Origin of the sequence: Marinomonas flavescens, assembly GCF_004352835.1 — a bacterium.
Taxonomy (GTDB): Bacteria; Pseudomonadota; Gammaproteobacteria; order Pseudomonadales; family Marinomonadaceae; genus Marinomonas; species Marinomonas flavescens.
In genome coordinates, this window is record NZ_SJSB01000004.1 from 1 (window position 1) to 18310 (window position 18310).

The following is an 18310-nucleotide window of genomic DNA, read 5'->3' on the forward strand; positions in this document are numbered from 1 at the left end:
AGCTATTGATGCCTTTTAAAGATCATGTACATACGATCACAGCAGATAATGGTCGAGAGTTTGCCTATCACGCTGAAATAGCGGAAGCATTAGATACGACAGTGTATTTTGCTCATCCATACAGTTCTTGGGAACGTGGAGCGAATGAAAATAGTAACGGCCTTTTAAGACAGTATGTGCCTAAAGGTATTGATTTAAGAAGTGTTACGGAAGAAACGATTCAGTTCGCTATGGGACGAATAAACAATCGCCCAAGAAAGTGTCTAGGGTTCAAGCAACCAGCTATGATTTTCAAGGAATTATGCTTGGTTGCTTGAAATGAAAAGTGTCGCACTTCGGACTTGAATTCAGGGGTATTTTAAAAATGTAGTGGCTAAGTAATGCTGCCCACAACTGTATAAATTTCTATCTTGCTATGGGGGCGAAAGTGAGTTGGTGTTCTAGCTCGCTAAGGAGGCACAAACCGAGATGGAAGCTATTGCTTGTTTACTCTAAACCAGGTGGCCAAATTCACTATGCCACTACACCAACAAGTGATATTTTTTAATCTGCATTTTATTGATTTCTTGATGATCAATTTAAGTGTTGCCGAGGCTAGCCACTTTCCCATTGAGCATTCAATGTTTTTTGGGGGGGTAACAAATAGGAATCAGTAAGGTATCAAGCTCATCATCATGATATATTTATTTTTCGCACGTTAGTACCTATCCGACTGTATTAGCTTCAATAGACGCTATTTTCTGAAATCTTCTTCAAAAAAGTGGTCTGGGCACCTTATTTATTACATTAAGGGTCTAAAGAGTGCAGATTTTAATAGTTTGCTGAAGATGTTATGGCAGTAAATGTGAACAATAGTATAAACTCTAAGTTCCAAACAAGAATGATTGAGTACCCAATTTTCAAGGAACTCCACAACACCAATATGACACAAACAGCACACTCAGATATAACGCATACAACACGCGTTATTGATATGTTTCTTAACACGATAGCGCTTCTCCCATCGACTACCATCACAGCGAAAAGATTGATCGCTGATATTGATCGTGAAGGTGATTATCTTGCCGCCAAAAAAATACTCGTCAGATCAATAAAGGGTAAACACGCAGAGCAAAAGCGCTACGAAGATAAAATTGAGCCTCTTGAACTGGTGAGTAAAAGGTTCGCAGGTATTATGAACGAAATACAGCCAGCGCAACGCTCAAGTGTGGTCGCGTACCTTAGGACGCACCCAAAAGAAGTGTTGCAGATGGCTTTGGCGTTTTTCGACGTCATTATTGAAGGCATAGAAAAAAAGCGCGCTATTGCGATTGAGCTACGAAAAAAACTTTCGGCAGCAGGTCTAAAAGTCAGTGATTTAAGAAATACTGACGGCGGCTAAATCAATCTCTCAGATTTGATGAATTCAGCTTCATTATGATCGGTTTTATATTAAATGTACGCTCTATTTAAATGGAATGATGATCTAACGCTGGATGATCTAACTATTTATTTGATGGTTTTATAGAACCGAAAAAGCCGATTAGTGATTTCTCACAATCGGCTTTTTTAATGTCTAAATATTTAATTGGTATTCAATGAGTAATGCATACAATGCTTCTTTGTGGCCTATAGCCTAGTTAAGAAATGTCTGCTTATATTGACTTCTAATACACTTATTAAGCTTTCGGAGTCATGCTGTCTGGCATAAGCACGGCAATAACCTGTCCTTTTACGCAGACTATATCATTGGCTGATAGCGTTATTTCTACGATAATTTTGCGCTCTTTGACTTCACTGAAGCGACCAATGAGAGTGAGCTCGACGCCTTGAGGCGTTGGTGCCAAATAATTCACATTTAACGCACCGGTAACAAAGCGCATTGGCGGTAGGCTGCCGATTTCACGGTTCTGAGCAAGATAAGCCATGCCCGAAGCGCTTCCTGTGCCATGGCAATCGATTAATGATGCCAGCATCCCGCCATAAACGAAGCCAGGAATAGCCGTGTATTTCATATCAGGAATGCAATGCGCAATAGTGGTACTGGCGTTTAAGTTTGCTTCGTCAATGTGTTGCCAGTAACTTTTTAATTGGTGGCCGTCAGGATTGTTTTTACCGCAGCCATAACAGTGGCTTAACTCTTCTGGGTAATGATCTTGAAACGCGATGGTATTCATAGGACATCCTTATTATTTTGGTGAGTAGCATTGGCCCAAATGCAGATCAGGCAGCGTTCGTGCCAGTGGTGTTATTTACTAGTCGTGTGGATTGATCAAATTAACGATGCTTATCAAGGTAGAAACGATCACGCCACCAAGAGTGGCGTGTCGTCTGTGTTGTCTGTGTTAATGGATGATCAAGGCGTGTCTTTTTTTATGTCCAAGCCCAGTTCTTCAATGGAAATCTGGCGCATTTTAAATTTCTGAATTTTGCCCGTAACCGTCATAGGAAACTCATCGACAAACTTAAAATAGCGTGGGATTTTAAAATGTGAGATCTGGCCTTTGCAGAATTCACATAAGGTCTCAGCGCTGATGTTTTCTGCGTTGGGTTTTAATTTAATCCAAGCAACCAGCTCTTCACCGAATTTATTGTCAGGAACGCCCGTCACCTGCACATCGGAGATGGCATGATGGGTGTACAAGTATTCTTCAATCTCTTTTGGGTAGATGTTTTCACCCCCGCGAATCACCATGTCTTTGATGCGGCCAACGATTTGAACATAGCCCTCGTCGTCCATCATGGCTAAGTCGCCAGTGTGCATCCATCCTGATTCATCAATGGATGAGTGAGTCGCCTTCTCGTTATTCCAATACTTCAGCATTAAACTGTAGCCACGCGTACACAGCTCTCCAATCTCGCCGCGAGGTAACACGTAGGTGGAGGAGGGATCTACAATCTTAGATTCAATATGAGGTTGTGTTCGCCCTACGGTGGTAACGCGTTTATCGAAAGGATCATTACTCGCGGTTTGCAGCGACACCGGGCTGGTTTCCGTCATGCCATAAGCAATTTGCACGTCTTTTATATTCATCTTGGCATTTACGGCTTTCATCACCTCAGCTGGGCAAATAGAGCCCGCCATAATGCCGGTGCGCAAACTGGTTAAATCGTATTGTTCGAAATTAGGGTGCTCCAGTTCAGCAATAAACATGGTAGGCACACCAAAAAGAGCCGTCGCGCGTTCTTCTTCGACCGTTTTCAGAACCGTCTCAGGTTCAAAGCCCTCGCTTGAATAAATTATCGTAGCGCCATGGGAAAGGCAGCCAAGGTTGCCCATCACCATGCCAAAGCAGTGATAAAGTGGAACAGGAATAATGAGACGATCTTTGTGTGTTAAACCAATGCTTTCAGTGACAAAGAAGCCATTGTTAAGAATATTGTGATGAGAGAGCGTCGCCCCTTTTGGAAACCCTGTCGTACCAGATGTGTACTGGATATTGATAGGATCATCGAACTGCAATTCGTGCTGTGCGCTGGCAAGCTGTTTAGCGTTTATCTTGTCAGCTTGTTCGATAAAATCTGACCAGCGCCACATGCCTTCATAGACGGTATCCGATAGATTAATGATCCCTTGTAGGTGAGGCAGCGTTTCAGATTTTAGTTTGCCTTTTTCGCACTCGGCCAGCTCCGGCGCCAGTTTTTGCAGCATTTCAGTGTAATTAGAGCTTTTGAAGTTTTGCGCCGTCACCAAAAAGCGGGCTTCAGAATGGTTGAGGGTATATTCCAGTTCATGCAAACGATAGGCGGGATTAATATTCACCAAAATGGCACCAATTTTAGCGGTAGCCAATTGGGTGAGTAGCCATTGAGCATTGTTAGGAGACCAGATACCAACACGATCACCCCGACGCACGCCGATCGCTAGCATGGCTCGGGCCGTACTATCTACTTTTGACTTTAACTGAGCATAACTCCAACGGATCGATTGATGGCGCGAAATTAATGCATCGTTATCTGGATAACGGTCTGCGATTTGGTCGAACTTGTCGCCAATCGTCATACCAATGAGTGGCGTATTACTGGCACCGCTAGCGTAACTTGGGTTTGCTCTTAAGAGATTGTTCATTCATTTAATCCTAATGAGTCGTTTATTTTTGTTGTTGTCTCGGTCTGGATGTCATCTTTTCAGCGTGTCAGAATGCGTTATTCGGTATTGAATGGGGTCTTCTTGCTTCTCATGAGCGACCAAGGATTTCGAATAGAGTGTGATTGAGTGCTCATATATTCCCTCCATTATGACTATTGTCTAAGTCCAGCGTTGTAGGCTTGGTGATTTCATGCCTCATGGCTTGTGTTACGCGGGCGCCATTTTGGCGTCCTAATTGTGTGCAGATCCAGTCGCTTGTCTCGACAAGCTTGTGTAAATTGACGCCGGTCTCTATGTCTAATCCCTCTAGCAGATAAAGCACATCTTCAGTGGCCACATTGCCCGAAGCTCCTTGAGCATAAGGGCAGCCGCCTAGGCCAGCGACTGAGGTGTCGACAACGGAAATACCTTCTTCAAGTACCGCATAAAGATTGGCTAGAGCTTGTCCGTAAGTATCGTGAAAATGCGCAGCAAGTGCGTTCATGGGGATCTCGCGGGCAACAGCTTCCAACATACGTTTCGCTTTTAACGGAGTGCCAACGCCTATCGTATCGCCCAGTGAAATCTCGTAACAACCCAGCTGATACAAATCACGACTAACGGCCGCGACTTGAGCCGGTGAAATTTCACCAGCATAAGGGCAGCCAAGAGCCGTCGAAACATAACCTCGTACGGGGATGCCGTGTTGCTTTGCTTTTTCGATCAAGGGTATAAAACGCTGGATACTTTCTTGAATCGAACAATTAATATTCTTTTGCACGAAAGCGTCAGATGCGGCCGTAAACACCGCCACTTCAGAAACCCCTGCGGCCAATGCCGCTTCAAACCCCTTCATATTTGGGGTGAGAGCGCTGTAAATAACGCCTTGTTGACGATGAATACCAGCCATCACTTTGCTGCTATCCGCCATTTGAGGCACCCACTTAGGGGAGACAAAACTGGCCGCTTCAATGTGCTTCAAACCGCAGGCTGCCAAGCGTTCAATCAACTCCACCTTGATAGCGGTGGCAATCACAGGGCCAGATTCATTTTGTAAACCGTCACGAGGGCTCACATCGACCAATCGAACGTGCGTGGGAAACGTCATACGCTTGTCTCCTTTTCTTCACACTGCAATGCGATCAGAGCATCGCCTTCTTTTACCAGCTCACCATCACGAAAGAATATGTCACTGACAACACCATCAGATGAAGCATGAATGCTGTGTTCCATTTTCATTGCTTCCATGATGACCAGCGTTTGTCCTGCTTCGACGGCTTGACCTTTTTCGACCATAACCGCGACAACAACCCCATTCATTGGCGCCGCGAGCGATCCAGAGCCTGCCTGTTCGGTTTCAATGAAAGTCTCACGATATTGACAACACAGGAAGGGTTCGCCCTCATGAAACAGGGTTAAATCATCACCATTTGCATAACCGTGCAGTGTCAGATTATGACCATCAATAACCAGTTTCAAGCTGTCTTGCTGTTGTGTCGCATGAACATGATAAGTCACCTTGTCTAAAGTAATATCGTATTCATCTTTTTGTTCTTGGATGCTAAGTAAATGACAAATATCACCAACCATTAGCGTCATTGAACGAATATGCTTAGCGTTCAAACGCCAGCTGTTTTGGGCTGAGAAAGGAGAGTGCTCATCGCCATTAATGCGATTGCCATGTTTTGTTTGCTCAAGAAACCAAGCGCAGGCACTGACTAAACACAAAGAGGGATCTAATTGGCTTGGCGCGAAGAGACTCTCGTGATGGCGTTCAATAAAGCCAGTATCGAGTTGCGCCTGACGGAACGGTTCCGAATCTGCGAGCCGATGTAAAAAGCGGGTGTTCGTTTTTAGACCACCGATGCGGTAATGTTCTAACGCTTGCACAAGTCGATTAATGGCAGTGTCGCGATCTTCGTCCCAGACGATCAATTTTGCGATCATAGGGTCGTAATAAACGCTCACCTCATCCCCCTCGGTTACCCCAGTGTCAACGCGAACATGAGCGCTTTCGTCGGGCGTACGAAGATAGTGTAAAGTGCCCGTTGCAGGTAAAAAGTCTAGATTAGGATCTTCAGCATAAATACGCGCTTCTAAGGCATGGCCGCGAATCTGTATTTGCGCTTGCATAAGAGGCAGCGGCTCAGCGTTCGCAACGCGCAATTGCCATTCGACCAGATCCAAACCAGTGATCATTTCTGTCACCGGATGCTCGACTTGTAGGCGAGTATTCATCTCCATAAAATAGAAAGACTCGTCTACATCATAAAGAAATTCTACAGTGCCAGCGCCAACATATTGAATGGCTTGAGCGGCCTGTACAGCGGCTTCGCCCATAGCACGTCGCGTCGCATCGGTTAAATTAGGCGCGGGCGCTTCTTCAATGACCTTTTGATGGCGGCGTTGCACAGAACAGTCGCGTTCAGCCAAATACACACCGTTGCCTTGTTGATCACAAAACACCTGAATCTCAACATGACGCGGCTGAGTCAAATATTTCTCGATGAGCATATCTGAATTACCGAAGGCATTTTTTGCTTCACGGCACGCAGAGTTCAGTGCTTCATCGAATTCGGTCAGTGAATTGACCACTCGCATCCCTTTACCGCCACCACCAGCGACCGCTTTCAGTAATAAAGGAAAGCCGCATTTTTCGGCTTCTTGTTTGAGCCGAGCAGGGGATTGATCGTCAGCGTGATAACCGGGAACCAATGGCACACCGGCAGCTTCCATGATGGTTTTGGCCGCAGATTTTGATCCCATTTGCGCAATGGCGCTGGCTGGTGGACCAATGAAAACAATGCCATTTTGTTCACAGGCCGCCGCAAAATCAGTGTTCTCGGATAAGAAACCATAACCAGGGTGAATCGCTTGAGCGCCAGATGTTTTGGCTATTTCAATAATACGATCTGCGCGTAAGTAGCTTTCGCTGCTTGGCGCAGGCCCCAGAAGAAAAGCCTCGTCTGCCATGGTCACATGACGCGCAAAACGGTCTGCTTCTGAGTAAACCGCGACACACTTAATGCCAAGACGGTGCGCTGTTTTAATAACCCGACAGGCAATCTCACCTCGGTTTGCTATTAATATTTTACTAAACATGCGATTACTCCTCGATCCACGTTGGCTGGCGTTTGCTCAAAAAAGCATTTAAACCTTCTTGACCCTCATCGCTCACTCGAATATCAGCAATTCGTGTTGCGGTGTCGCGGATTAACGCCTGATCAATTGGCTGTTGACTCACGGCGTGAATGAGCGATTTTGCCGCACTGACCGCTTGTGGGCTGTTCCGATAAAATGGCTTCAGTAATTGATGACACAAACTGTCCAATTCGACATCGTCCTCGGCTAATTCATGAACCAAACCAAATTGCTGAGCCGTTACCGCATTAAACGCTTCCGCGGTCATAAAATAGCGTCTGGCTTGGCGTTCGCCGATTGCTCGAATCACATACGGGCTAATGACCGCAGGGATGAGCCCGATACGTACTTCAGATAGGCAAAAGTTGGAGTTTCGTGTCGCAATAACCAGATCACAACAAGCGGTCAACCCAACGGCACCACCATAAACAGCGCCTTTAATGAGCGCCATGGTTGGCTTAGAATAATGGTTCAAACGCTCCATTAATAAGGCCAAGCGGCTGGCATCGTCTAGGTTTTTCTGGCGACTATGGTTCGCCATCCGTTTCATCCAAGCTAGGTCTGCGCCCGCCGAAAAATTCTTGCCGTGAGCGCGTAATACCAAAGCACGCACGTTAGTATTTCGGTCAGTCTCTTCTAATGCGGTTATCAACTGCTCGATCATAATATCGTCGAAAGCGTTGTGTACCTCAGGGCGGTTAAGCGTCAGCCAAGCGACACCTTTCGCGTCTAGGCTTAGTTCTACATACTGCTTTGTCATGTGACGGCCTCTTTACATGCGGAACACGCCGAAGCGCGTTTCGTCCTGCGGTGCGTTGAGTGCAGCGGATAAACCCATGGCGACCACTTCTCGTGTCTGAGCGGGGTCAATGACGCCATCGTCCCATAGTCGTGCCGACGCATAATAAGGGTGTCCCTGATGCTCATAGGTTTCGACAATAGGGCGCTTGAATTCTGCTTCTTCTTCCGCAGACCAATGTTGACCACGTCGATCAAAGTTATTACGACGCACCGTCGCCATTACCCCAGCCGCTTGTTCGCCACCCATGACTGAAATACGAGCGTTTGGCCACATCCAGAGAAAATTAGGACTATAGGCACGGCCACACATGCCGTAGTTACCCGCGCCAAAAGAACCACCGACCAGCACGGTTAATTTGGGAACATTCGCACAGGCAACGGCGTTGACCATCTTGGCGCCATGTTTCGCGATCCCTTCTGCTTCTGTTTTTTGACCGACCATAAAGCCCGTAATATTCTGCAAAAACAGCAATGGAATATTACGCTGGCAGCACAGCTCGATGAAATGAGCGCCTTTTTGAGCGGAGTCACTGAATAAGATGCCGTTGTTCGCAAGGATACCCACCGGATAGCCATATATGTGCGCGAAGCCAGTTACCAAAGTCGTGCCATACAGTTTTTTAAATTCGTCGAACTCAGAACCATCAACAAGGCGAGAGATTATCTCGCGAGCGTCATAAGGTTTCTTGAGATCAGTACCGACAATGCCGCCCAGTTCTTCTGGTGAATAGAGTGGAGGGCTTGGTACTTTTTGTTCGACCGCCACTGTTTTTTTGCGATTAAGGTTAGCCACACAAAGACGGGCAATCTGCAATGCATGAGTGTCGTTTTCAGCATAATGATCCGCCACCCCAGACACGCGACAATGTACATCGGCGCCACCAAGGTCTTCGGCCGAGACGACTTCGCCAGTAGCGGCTTGAACGAGAGGTGGGCCAGCGAGAAAAATAGTGCCTTGATTTCGTACTATGATGGATTCATCCGCCATGGCCGGTACATAAGCCCCGCCAGCGGTACATAACCCCATGACAACCGCGATTTGAGGGATACCTTTGGCAGACATGCGGGCTTGATTGAAGAAGATGCGCCCGAAATGGTCACGATCTGGAAAAACGTCATCCTGTTGTGGCAAGTTAGCGCCACCAGAATCAACCAAATAAATACACGGCAAGTGGTTGCGTTCGGCAATCTCCTGAGCGCGTAAATGTTTTTTGACGGTCAAGGGGAAATAGCTGCCACCTTTTACCGTCGCATCATTTGCAATCACCATGCATTCAACGCCATTAATGCGCCCAATACCTGAAATGATGCCAGCGGCAGGAATGTCATCGTTGTAAACTTTATAGGCGGCTAATTGAGACAGCTCAAGAAAAGGGGAGCCTTCATCGAGCAAAACATTGATGCGCTCTCGCGGAAGCAACTTTCCTAACGACAAATGGCGCTGTTGATAGTCATTGCCACCGCCGAGTGCAATAGTAGCGACCTTGTCGTGAAGGTCCGCAACCGCTTCACGCATGGCCGCCTCATTACGACAAAACTCATCGCTGCGCGTATTGATCTTGGTATGAAGAACCGGCATAACTTTCTCCTGATATTGTTCTTATTCTTTTCTATTCAGACAGTGAGTCAGACGATAGGCTTGTTCCGTTCGTCTCGAACTCAGTTATTCAGGAACAATTCTCGACCGATTAACATACGGCGAATTTCTGATGTGCCCGCGCCAATTTCGTAAAGTTTGGCATCACGCAACAAGCGACCAGTAGGAAATTCATTGATATAGCCATTACCACCGAGCAATTGAATCGCATCTAAAGCGAGTTTTGTGGCATTTTCTGCGGAATAAAGGATAACGCCAGCACAATCCTTGCGACTGACTTCGCCGCGCATGGCCGCCTGACAGACGGCATAAAGATAGGAGCGGGAGGCATTCATTACCGTGTACATGTCCGCAATTTTCCCTTGCACCAGTTCAAATTCACCAATGGCTTTACCAAACTGCTGACGATCACGAATATAAGGCACAACGATATCCATAGCCGCTTGCATAATACCCAATGGACCCCCTGACAAAACCAGCCGCTCGTAATCCAAACCGCTCATGAGCACCTTAACTCCGCCGTTTAGCTCACCAATAATGTTTTCTTTTGGTACCGGACAGTCTTCGAATACTAGCTCGCACGTGTTCGAGCCACGCATACCAAGCTTGTCGAGCTTTTGATGACGAGAGAACCCCGCAAAATCCCGTTCGACGATAAACGCAGTAATACCGCGCGAGCCTGCTTTTTGGTCGGTTTTCGCATAGATCACATAAGTGTGAGCATCAGGACCATTAGTGATCCACATTTTCGTACCGTTGAGCAGATAATGGTCGCCATTGTCGCGAGCGTGTAACTTCATCGATACCACATCAGAACCAGCGTTAGGCTCAGACATAGCAAGCGCACCAATGTGCTCTCCGCTGATCAATTTTGGTAAGTACTTATGCTTTTGCTCTTCACTGCCATTGCGATGAATCTGGTTAATACAAAGATTAGAATGAGCGCCGTAGGAAAGACCCACGGACGCAGAGGCACGACTGATTTCTTCCATCGCAATAACATGCGCAAGGTAGCCCATATCGACACCACCGTACTCCTCTTTCACCGTGATACCGAGCAACCCCATATCGCCGAATTTACGCCATAAATCCGCCGGAAATAGATTGTCATGGTCGATCTGCTCAGCGCGTGGCGCTATCTCTTGAGCCGCAAAACCATTGACTTGATCGCGTAGCATATCGAGCGTTTCGCCTAGGCCAAAGTTGAGGCCGGTATATTGTGAAATCATTGTCTTATACCTATGTTTATTGCCAGCTGTACTTTTTAAAGGCTTAGCGGGCTTGTTGTTTTTGTGTGTTTAGTTCTGCTAATGCGTTAGAACACCTCGTTTCCGCATTGTCTAATTCCAGTTGTATCATCGTAATGTCTTTTAACTGTTGCTCCAGCTCGCTGCGTTTTTGATGAATGATTTCCAGCAATAGATTGAGCTGTTTCTCGCTCCCCGTCAGCGTTTCATCCCAAAGGGAAAATAACTCTCTGATCTCTGCAAGGGAAAACCCAAGACGCTTGCCTCGTAAAATAAGCTTCATACGAACCCGGTCTTGACGGCTGTAAACGCGCGTCTGACCCCGACGAATAGGCTGGAGCAATCCTTGATCCTCATAAAAGCGAATACTGCGAGTCGTCACGTCAAACTCACTGGCTAACTCGCTGATTGAATAGCTCACTTTTTTATCTGTCATGGTGTGACTCATTAATGGAATTATTTTCAGACTAGGGTAAGTTAACGTAAACGTCAACTTTAAATTGTCGATAAATTAATCAGATGATCCACTAGGAGAAAATAGTGACCAACGCACAAGCGACTAAGTTTTTAATGCCAAGAATTGCAATTTCGTTAATTTGGGTTGAATATCGATGAACTTGATTAAAGCCCTTACCAAATAAAAGGGCATTGAAAATAGCCATATACCAAAAAACAGCGTGGCGAAAAAGCCAAAGCATACGGGAAACATTTCCCCATGCACTCGTGTACGACACCACCCTCAAGTCGTATCAGATAACTGAGGATTTAGTGCCTCAAAATTTAAATAGTTACTAATTTAAATAGTTACTAATTTAAATAGTAACTGCGAGCGTTAGGGGTGAGTCCGAGGCGAGTGGCCCGACTAATATTTTCTTATAAATAAACGGCTTTTTTACCATCGCAAGTCATTATCGAGTAATATCTTTAGATACATATTTTTACATTCATATTTATATGGCTTTTTAACGCGTCAATGGAGAAACCCCAGTACATGGAATCCACGAATCACCCAGACTCTCAATCAGCGACGACATCCGCTGCCATTAAAAAGTCACCTGCGAAAAAATCGCCTGCTAAGAAGAAGCCAAGCAAAGGCTTTGAAGAAACCTTATGGGACACGGCGAACCAGTTACGCGGCAGTGTAGAATCTTCCGAATACAAGCACGTTGTGTTGAGTCTGGTGTTCTTAAAGTTCATCAGTGATAAGTTCGAAGCCCGTCGCCAAAAGATGCTCGACGATGGTCAAGAAGCCTTCATCGAGATGAAAGAGTTTTATCAGCAAGACAACATCTTCTATTTACCCGAAGAAACCCGTTGGTCGTTTATTAAAGCGCGCGCCAAACAAGACAATATTGCCGTACTCATCGACACCGCGTTATCGACTATCGAAAAGAACAACCCAAGCTTAAAAGGCGCCTTGCCAGACAACTATTTCACTCGCCAAGAACTAGAAGTGAAAAAGCTCGCGTCCTTGATAGACACCATAGAAAACATCGACACTTTAGCCAATGAATGCAACGCCACCGATGAAGACTTAGTCGGTCGCGTGTACGAATACTTCCTCGGCAAATTCGCCGCCACAGAAGGCAAGGGCGGTGGCGAGTTCTACACCCCTAAATCTGTCGTGACCTTATTGGCACAAATGCTCGAACCATATCAAGGCAAGGTTTACGACCCGTGCTGTGGTTCTGGTGGTATGTTTGTGCAGTCGTTGAAATTTGTCCAGCAGCACGAAGGCCGCAGTAAAGACATCGCCATTTACGGTCAAGAGCTTACCGCGACCACGTACAAACTGGCGAAGATGAACCTAGCGGTACGCGGTTTGTCTGGCAACTTAGGTGAAAAGCCGGCGGATACGTTTTTCTCCGATCAGCACAAAGATCTAAAAGCCGATTACATCATGGCCAATCCGCCGTTTAACTTAAAAGACTGGCGCGATGAAGCAGAATTAACCGACGACCCGCGTTTTGCGGGTTACCGTACGCCGCCCACTGGCAACGCCAACTACGCGTGGATATTGCATATGTTGTCGAAGCTGAGCGAAACCGGCACCGCAGGGTTTGTATTGGCCAACGGTTCCATGAGTTCTAACACCTCGGGCGAAGGCGAAATACGCCAACAGTTGATCGAAAACGACCGCATTGAATGCATGATCGCCTTACCGGGGCAATTGTTCTATACCACGCAAATTCCTGTGTGTTTGTGGTTTATGTCGAAAGACAAAACCGCCAACAGCGACAAAGGCTTCCGTAACCGTGAAACCGAAACCTTGTTTATCGACGCCCGCGAAATGGGCTCCATGATCAGTCGTGTACACAAAGAACTCACGGTAGATGATTTAAACCTGATCGCCGACACCTTTCACGCATGGCGCAGCAGCGACGACGCCTTGCAAAAACGTGTCGACAGCGGTGATTGCAAAGTCACTGAATACCAAGACCAAGCGGGCTTCTGCAAATCCGTCACCATTGAAGACATGAAAGCCAACGATTACGTACTCACACCAGGACGCTACGTGGGCGCAGCGGAAATAGAAGACGATGGCATTCCCTTTGAAACGAAAATGCGCGAACTTAGCCAAACCCTCTACAGCCAAATGAACCAAGCCGAAGCACTTGATAAATCAATCCGTAAGAATCTAGAAGGGCTGGGTTATGGGGAGTGAAAAATATAACTTTCCAATTGATTGGGATGTGAAGCCATTAGTTCAATGTACTTCTAATAAAAATATTTCCTATGGAATAGTACAGCCAGGTCAGCATGATGAAACTGGTATTGGAATAATCCGAGTAAACAATTTCGAAAATGGACAGATAAATACGAAAGATGCTCTTAAAGTATCTTTTAAGATTGAAAATAAATTTGAAAAAACACGATTAGTTGGTGGAGAGGTGCTTCTTACCCTTGTTGGAAGTACTGGTCAAAGTGCTGTTGTGCCAGTTTCATTACAAGGTTGGAATGTAGCACGTGCAATAGCTGTTATAAGGCCATCAGCTGCTATTAGTGCTGAATGGATCGATATTTGTCTTAAATCACCGTTATCTAAACAATTCTTAGATGATAGAGCTAATACAACAGTTCAAAAAACACTTAATTTAAAGGATGTTAAGGAAATACCTATACCCTTACCTCCTCTGAATGAAAGAAGTGAAATTGAACTTATAATTACTAATTTCGACAAAAAAATCACTCTCAATCGCCAAATCAACCAAACTTTAGAGCAAATGGCGCAGGCCTTGTTTAAGTCGTGGTTTGTGGATTTTGATCCTGTCATCGACAACGCCTTAGACGCAGGTTTTTTCGATGCAGCAACCAACAGCGAATTGAGCAGCCTTCCTCCAGCTTTAATTGCCCGCGCTGAATTACGCAAAACCGCCCGCGCCAGCGACGACTTTCAAGCCTTACCAGACCACATCCGCCAGCTTTTCCCTAGTGCATTTGAAGACAGCCAAGAACCGAGTGTTGGGATTAAAGGCTGGGTGCCGAAAGGGTGCAGTGTTAAAGGCTTAGAAAGTAGAATTAAATTTTCAAATGGGAAGACCAAAAAATCAGACGATAAAGGAAAATACCCACTTTACGGCGCTAATGGAATTATTGGTTTTAGTGATGACTCAAGATTTAGTAATGCGATTATTATAGGAAGAGTTGGCGCATATTGTGGTGCAATTGAGTATTGCTCTGGATTATTCTGGCCTTCGGATAACACTATCGTCGCATCAGCTAAAATAGATCAAAATGAATTGGCTTTTATACTATATCTTTTAAAACATTTAAATCTGAATCGTTATGCAGGTGGAGCAGCTCAACCTCTATTAAATCAAAGAACCTTGAATCAAATTGCGTTTTCATTTTCTTCACCAGAATTACTTTTAAAGTATTCTGAAATTATTGATCTTAATTTGAAGAAAATCGAACAATTGAGTTTAGAAAATGAGTCTCTGATACAAATAAGAGACATCTTATTGCCCAAACTCATCTCCGGTGAATTACGTTTGGATTCACCAGAAGTAGAGCAAGCCAATGCGTTGATGGACGCAGAATAACCCCCTCCCAACCCCCTTGAAGAGAAAGGGGGAGGGGCTAGAACATGACACTTCTTTGAAGGTAAAGGGTGGGGTTGGTCATTATTAATAACACGCAGTCAGAAGGATTTTTATTGCATGGGTTCGATGTTTACTGAGGCAAAATTAGAGCAAGCCATTATTGAATTGATGGGCGAGCAGGGTTATCCCCATGTGTTAGGTCAGAAGATACACCGAGCGGATCAGTCTCAGGTGTTGATCGTCGACGATGTGCGTGAGTATTTGTCTTGCCAATATCACGCTGACGGTATTACGACGAACGAGATCGAGTCGATCATTCGTCAGTTAAGCGCCTTGCCTGCCAGTGATTTGTACCAGAGCAATAAAACCTTCAGTGCTTGGCTGTCTAATGGTTTCTTGTTGAAGCGAGAAGACCGTAACCAAAAAGATTTGTACATCGAGCTGATCGATACTCGCCACCTGAATGAAACGTTGGCTCAGTTATTTGCCACTCCGAAAGATCTGGCGAAAGTCGCTGAAGGTCAAATCCATTATTTGTCGTCGGCGAATAACGCGCCAAACAGTCATAATGTCTACAAGATGGTGAATCAGCTTGAGATAGAAGGCGTGGATGGTCAGATGCGCATTCCCGATGGCATCTTGTACGTAAACGGCTTGCCGCTGGTGGTGTTTGAGTTTAAATCCGCTGTGCGTGAAAACAACGCCACCATTCATGACGCTTGGCAACAAATCTGTATTCGTTACCAGCGGGATATTCCCCAACTGTTTGTTTACAACGCCTTGTGCATCATCAGCGATGGGGTCAACAACAAGCTGGGTAATGTGTTTGCGCCTTACGAGTTTTATTACGCGTGGCGCAAGGAGACAGGCTTTGAGTCTGCCGAGAAAGACGGCATCAATTCCCTCTATACCATGCTCCACGGCTTGTTCCATCCCACTCGATTGTTGGATGTGATTAAGAACTTTGTCTTCTTTCCTGACACCACGAAAAAAGAAGTCAAAATCAGTTGTCGTTATCCGCAATATTACGCCGCTCGCAAGCTGTATTTTAATATCCTCAAAGAACGCAAGCCCCTTGGCTCAGGCAAAGGTGGTACCTACTTTGGTGCGACGGGTTGTGGCAAGAGTTTCACCATGCAGTTCTTGTGTCGCTTGTTGATGAAAAGCATCGATTTTGAAAGCCCAACCATTGTATTGATCACGGATCGAACCGATTTAGACGACCAACTCGCCAAACAGTTTACCGGCGCGACAGGTTACATTGGCGACGACACCATTGTCTCCGTCACCAGCCGAGCCGATTTGCGTGAAAAGCTGCAAGGCATCAAAAGCGGCGGGGTATTTCTAACCACCATTCATAAATTCACCGAAGATCTACAGCTGTTGTCGGATCGTACCAACATCATTTGTATTTCAGACGAAGCTCATCGCTCGCAAGTGAATCTCGACAAAAAAGTAGTGATCAAATATCAAGATGGCAAAGCCGTATCGGTAAAAGAAACCTATGGCTTCGCTAAGTATCTGCATGACTCTTTGCCGAACGCGACTTACGTGGGCTTTACGGGAACGCCAATAGACGCCACGTTGGATGTGTTTGGACAAGCCATCGACAGCTACACCATGACAGAAGCGGTGAACGACGAAATCACCGTGCGCATTGTCTACGAAGGGCGTGCTGCAAAAGTCTTTTTGGACAACAGTAAACTCAAAGAAGTTGAGGCTTATTACGATGTGTGTGCACAAGAAGGCTCCAGCGAACATCAGATAGAAGAAAGTAAAAAAGCCTCAGCCAATATGAATGCCATCTTGGGCGACCCTGACCGTATCGCTGCGTTAGCGAAGGACTTTGTGATTCATTATGAAAGCCGAGTCAGTGAAGGCGCTACGGTGAAAGGTAAGGCGATGTTTGTCTGCGCCAACCGAGAAATCGCCTATGACTTCTATAAAGCGGTAAAAGCACTACGCCCCGATTGGTTTGAGAAACATTTAACCTCAGATGAAAATCTCCAATTAACTGAGAAAGAGCAAGAAGCTTTATTGCCGCTCGAAAAAGTGCAGATGGTCATGTCCCAAGGGGAAAATGACACCGCCGAATTGTATGCGCTAGTGGGCAAGAAAGAACACCGTAAAGAGCTAGATCGACAATTCAAGAACCCGCTTTCCAACTTCAAAATCGCCATCGTCGTAGATATGTGGCTAACCGGCTTTGATGTCCCTGAATTAGACACCATTTACATTGATAAACCGCTGCAAAAGCACAACCTGATTCAAACCATTTCCCGCGTTAACCGTAAACTGGAAGGCAAAGAAAAAGGCTTGGTGGTGGATTACATCGGCATTAAATCTCGAATGAATCAAGCACTGGCCCAGTACTCCAAAGCGGATACAACCAGCATGGAAGATGTGAATTTATCTGTGGTGGAGGTGAAGAACCATTTAGATTTACTCAAGCAGATGTTTCATGGCTTTGATGTGTCTGGCTATTTTAGTAATGAGCCCCGTGAGCAGTTGGAATGCTTAAACCAAGCGGCCGAATTTATCCTGCAAACGAAGAAAGGCGAGAACCGCTTCATGAGCTTAGTAAAACGGCTAAAAGCCGCTTACGACGTGTGCTGTGGCAATGAGCGGATTGATCAAAGCGAACGGGACTTGATTCATTTCTACATCGCGGTACGTTCAATTATCTTCAAGCTCACCAAAGGCGATGCGCCAGACACCGCGCAAATGAATGCCCGTGTACGCGAGCTGATTGCCGAAGCCTTGCGAGCAGACGGGGTAGAGGAGATCTTCACCATAGGCGAAGCAAAAGCTGACGCCATTGATATTTTTGATGAAGACTACCTAGAGCGCATCAACAAAATCAAACTGCCCAATACCAAAATTCAACTGCTGCAAAAACTACTGCAAAAAGCCATTGGCGACTTTAAAAAGGTCAACCAAGTGAAAGGCATGGACTTCTCAAAACGCTTTGAAGCCTTGGTAGAACAATACAACGAACGTCGCGACGAAGATGTTTTGAACGGAGAAGAGTTCGACACCTTCAGCCAAGAAATGACCGATATGGTGTATGACATGGCAAAGGAAATGGGCTCCTTCGCCGACCTTGGCATCGACCTAGAAGAAAAAGCCTTCTACGACATCCTTGAACACATGCAGAAAAAATACGAATTCAGCTACGACAGCGACAAACTACTCGAACTCGCCAAAGCCATGAAAACCATCGTCGACGACGTCGCCAAATACCCCGACTTCGCCAAACGCGACGACATAAAAGCCACACTAAAAGTCGACCTAATACTCCTACTGCACAAATACGGCTTCCCACCCGTCGCCAACGACGACGTGTATAAAAGCGTACTAGAGCAGGCCGAGAATTATAAGAAGTATCGTGGGTGATAATGGCAGTAATCTTGGAAGTACTGAATATAAAGCA

13 protein-coding genes are annotated in these 18310 nt (G+C 45.8%); 5 read left to right on the top strand and 8 right to left on the bottom strand.

What is annotated here, in order from left to right:
* On the top strand, positions 1-317 hold a 317-nt coding region (locus E0D70_RS05280; RefSeq protein ID WP_133011236.1), incomplete at its 5' end, for an IS30 family transposase.
* Between the two features lie 527 nt (positions 318-844).
* Positions 845-1381 carry a hypothetical protein gene (locus tag E0D70_RS05285; protein WP_133011237.1) on the top strand — a complete coding sequence of 179 codons (537 nt, stop codon included), beginning with the start codon at positions 845-847 and terminating at the stop codon, positions 1379-1381.
* A gap of 277 nt (positions 1382-1658) precedes the next feature.
* On the opposite strand, the gene E0D70_RS05290 is transcribed toward E0D70_RS05285, so the two are convergent.
* The 8 genes from E0D70_RS05290 to E0D70_RS05325 all read right to left on the bottom strand — a co-directional run bounded on the left by E0D70_RS05290 (position 1659) and on the right by E0D70_RS05325 (position 11270).
* On the bottom strand, positions 1659-2156 hold the full coding sequence (locus tag E0D70_RS05290; protein WP_133011238.1) for a PaaI family thioesterase: 498 nt from the start codon (positions 2154-2156) through the stop codon (positions 1659-1661).
* A gap of 179 nt (positions 2157-2335) precedes the next feature.
* Positions 2336-4048, bottom strand: a complete 1713-nt coding sequence (locus E0D70_RS05295) for an AMP-binding protein (RefSeq protein WP_133011239.1) — start codon at positions 4046-4048, stop codon at positions 2336-2338.
* A 151-nt stretch (positions 4049-4199) separates the two neighbouring features.
* Positions 4200-5156 (bottom strand): hydroxymethylglutaryl-CoA lyase, encoded by a 957-nt coding sequence (locus E0D70_RS05300; protein WP_133011240.1) that lies wholly within the window; start codon positions 5154-5156, stop codon positions 4200-4202.
* Entirely contained in the window at positions 5153-7150 is a 1998-nt protein-coding gene (locus E0D70_RS05305; protein ID WP_133011241.1) for an acetyl-CoA carboxylase biotin carboxylase subunit, read from the bottom strand. The genes E0D70_RS05300 and E0D70_RS05305 overlap by 4 nt, the downstream gene beginning before the upstream one ends.
* Before the next feature lie 4 nt (positions 7151-7154).
* Positions 7155-7949: an enoyl-CoA hydratase/isomerase family protein gene (locus E0D70_RS05310; RefSeq protein WP_133011242.1), complete on the bottom strand. Its 795-nt coding sequence runs from the start codon at positions 7947-7949 to the stop codon at positions 7155-7157.
* Between the two features lie 12 nt (positions 7950-7961).
* Positions 7962-9569, bottom strand: a complete 1608-nt coding sequence (locus tag E0D70_RS05315) for a carboxyl transferase domain-containing protein (RefSeq protein WP_133011243.1) — start codon at positions 9567-9569, stop codon at positions 7962-7964.
* 80 nt (positions 9570-9649) lie between these two features.
* Positions 9650-10816 (bottom strand): isovaleryl-CoA dehydrogenase, encoded by a 1167-nt coding sequence (locus tag E0D70_RS05320; RefSeq protein ID WP_133011244.1) that lies wholly within the window; start codon positions 10814-10816, stop codon positions 9650-9652.
* Between the two features lie 43 nt (positions 10817-10859).
* Positions 10860-11270, bottom strand: coding sequence for a MerR family transcriptional regulator (locus E0D70_RS05325; protein WP_133011245.1), 411 nt, complete (start codon positions 11268-11270; stop codon positions 10860-10862).
* A 555-nt stretch (positions 11271-11825) separates the two neighbouring features.
* On the opposite strand from E0D70_RS05325, the gene E0D70_RS05330 reads away from it, so the two are divergent.
* From E0D70_RS05330 to E0D70_RS05340, 3 genes are all read left to right on the top strand, one after another.
* Positions 11826-13499 (top strand): type I restriction-modification system subunit M, encoded by a 1674-nt coding sequence (locus tag E0D70_RS05330; protein ID WP_133011246.1) that lies wholly within the window; start codon positions 11826-11828, stop codon positions 13497-13499.
* On the top strand, positions 13489-14877 hold the full coding sequence (locus tag E0D70_RS05335) for a restriction endonuclease subunit S (protein WP_133011247.1): 1389 nt from the start codon (positions 13489-13491) through the stop codon (positions 14875-14877). Before E0D70_RS05330 ends, E0D70_RS05335 begins: the two co-directional genes overlap by 11 nt.
* Positions 14878-14994: 117 nt before the next feature.
* Complete coding sequence (locus E0D70_RS05340; RefSeq protein WP_133011248.1) at positions 14995-18273, top strand: type I restriction endonuclease subunit R; 3279 nt, start codon at positions 14995-14997, stop codon at positions 18271-18273.
* Positions 18274-18310: the final 37 nt, after the last annotated feature.

Excerpts from the sequence above, each read along its gene's own strand:
- E0D70_RS05290 (WP_133011238.1), bottom strand. The coding sequence starts at position 2,156 with ATGAATACCATCGCGTTTCAAGATCATTACCCAGAAGAGTTAAGCCAC.
- E0D70_RS05295 (WP_133011239.1), bottom strand. The coding sequence starts at position 4,048 with ATGAACAATCTCTTAAGAGCAAACCCAAGTTACGCTAGCGGTGCCAGT.
- E0D70_RS05300 (WP_133011240.1), bottom strand. The coding sequence starts at position 5,156 with ATGACGTTTCCCACGCACGTTCGATTGGTCGATGTGAGCCCTCGTGAC.
- E0D70_RS05305 (WP_133011241.1), bottom strand. The coding sequence starts at position 7,150 with ATGTTTAGTAAAATATTAATAGCAAACCGAGGTGAGATTGCCTGTCGG.
- E0D70_RS05310 (WP_133011242.1), bottom strand. The coding sequence starts at position 7,949 with ATGACAAAGCAGTATGTAGAACTAAGCCTAGACGCGAAAGGTGTCGCT.
- E0D70_RS05315 (WP_133011243.1), bottom strand. The coding sequence starts at position 9,569 with ATGCCGGTTCTTCATACCAAGATCAATACGCGCAGCGATGAGTTTTGT.
- E0D70_RS05320 (WP_133011244.1), bottom strand. The coding sequence starts at position 10,816 with ATGATTTCACAATATACCGGCCTCAACTTTGGCCTAGGCGAAACGCTC.
- E0D70_RS05325 (WP_133011245.1), bottom strand. The coding sequence starts at position 11,270 with ATGACAGATAAAAAAGTGAGCTATTCAATCAGCGAGTTAGCCAGTGAG.
- E0D70_RS05330 (WP_133011246.1), top strand. The coding sequence starts at position 11,826 with ATGGAATCCACGAATCACCCAGACTCTCAATCAGCGACGACATCCGCT.
- E0D70_RS05335 (WP_133011247.1), top strand. The coding sequence starts at position 13,489 with ATGGGGAGTGAAAAATATAACTTTCCAATTGATTGGGATGTGAAGCCA.
- E0D70_RS05340 (WP_133011248.1), top strand. The coding sequence starts at position 14,995 with ATGGGTTCGATGTTTACTGAGGCAAAATTAGAGCAAGCCATTATTGAA.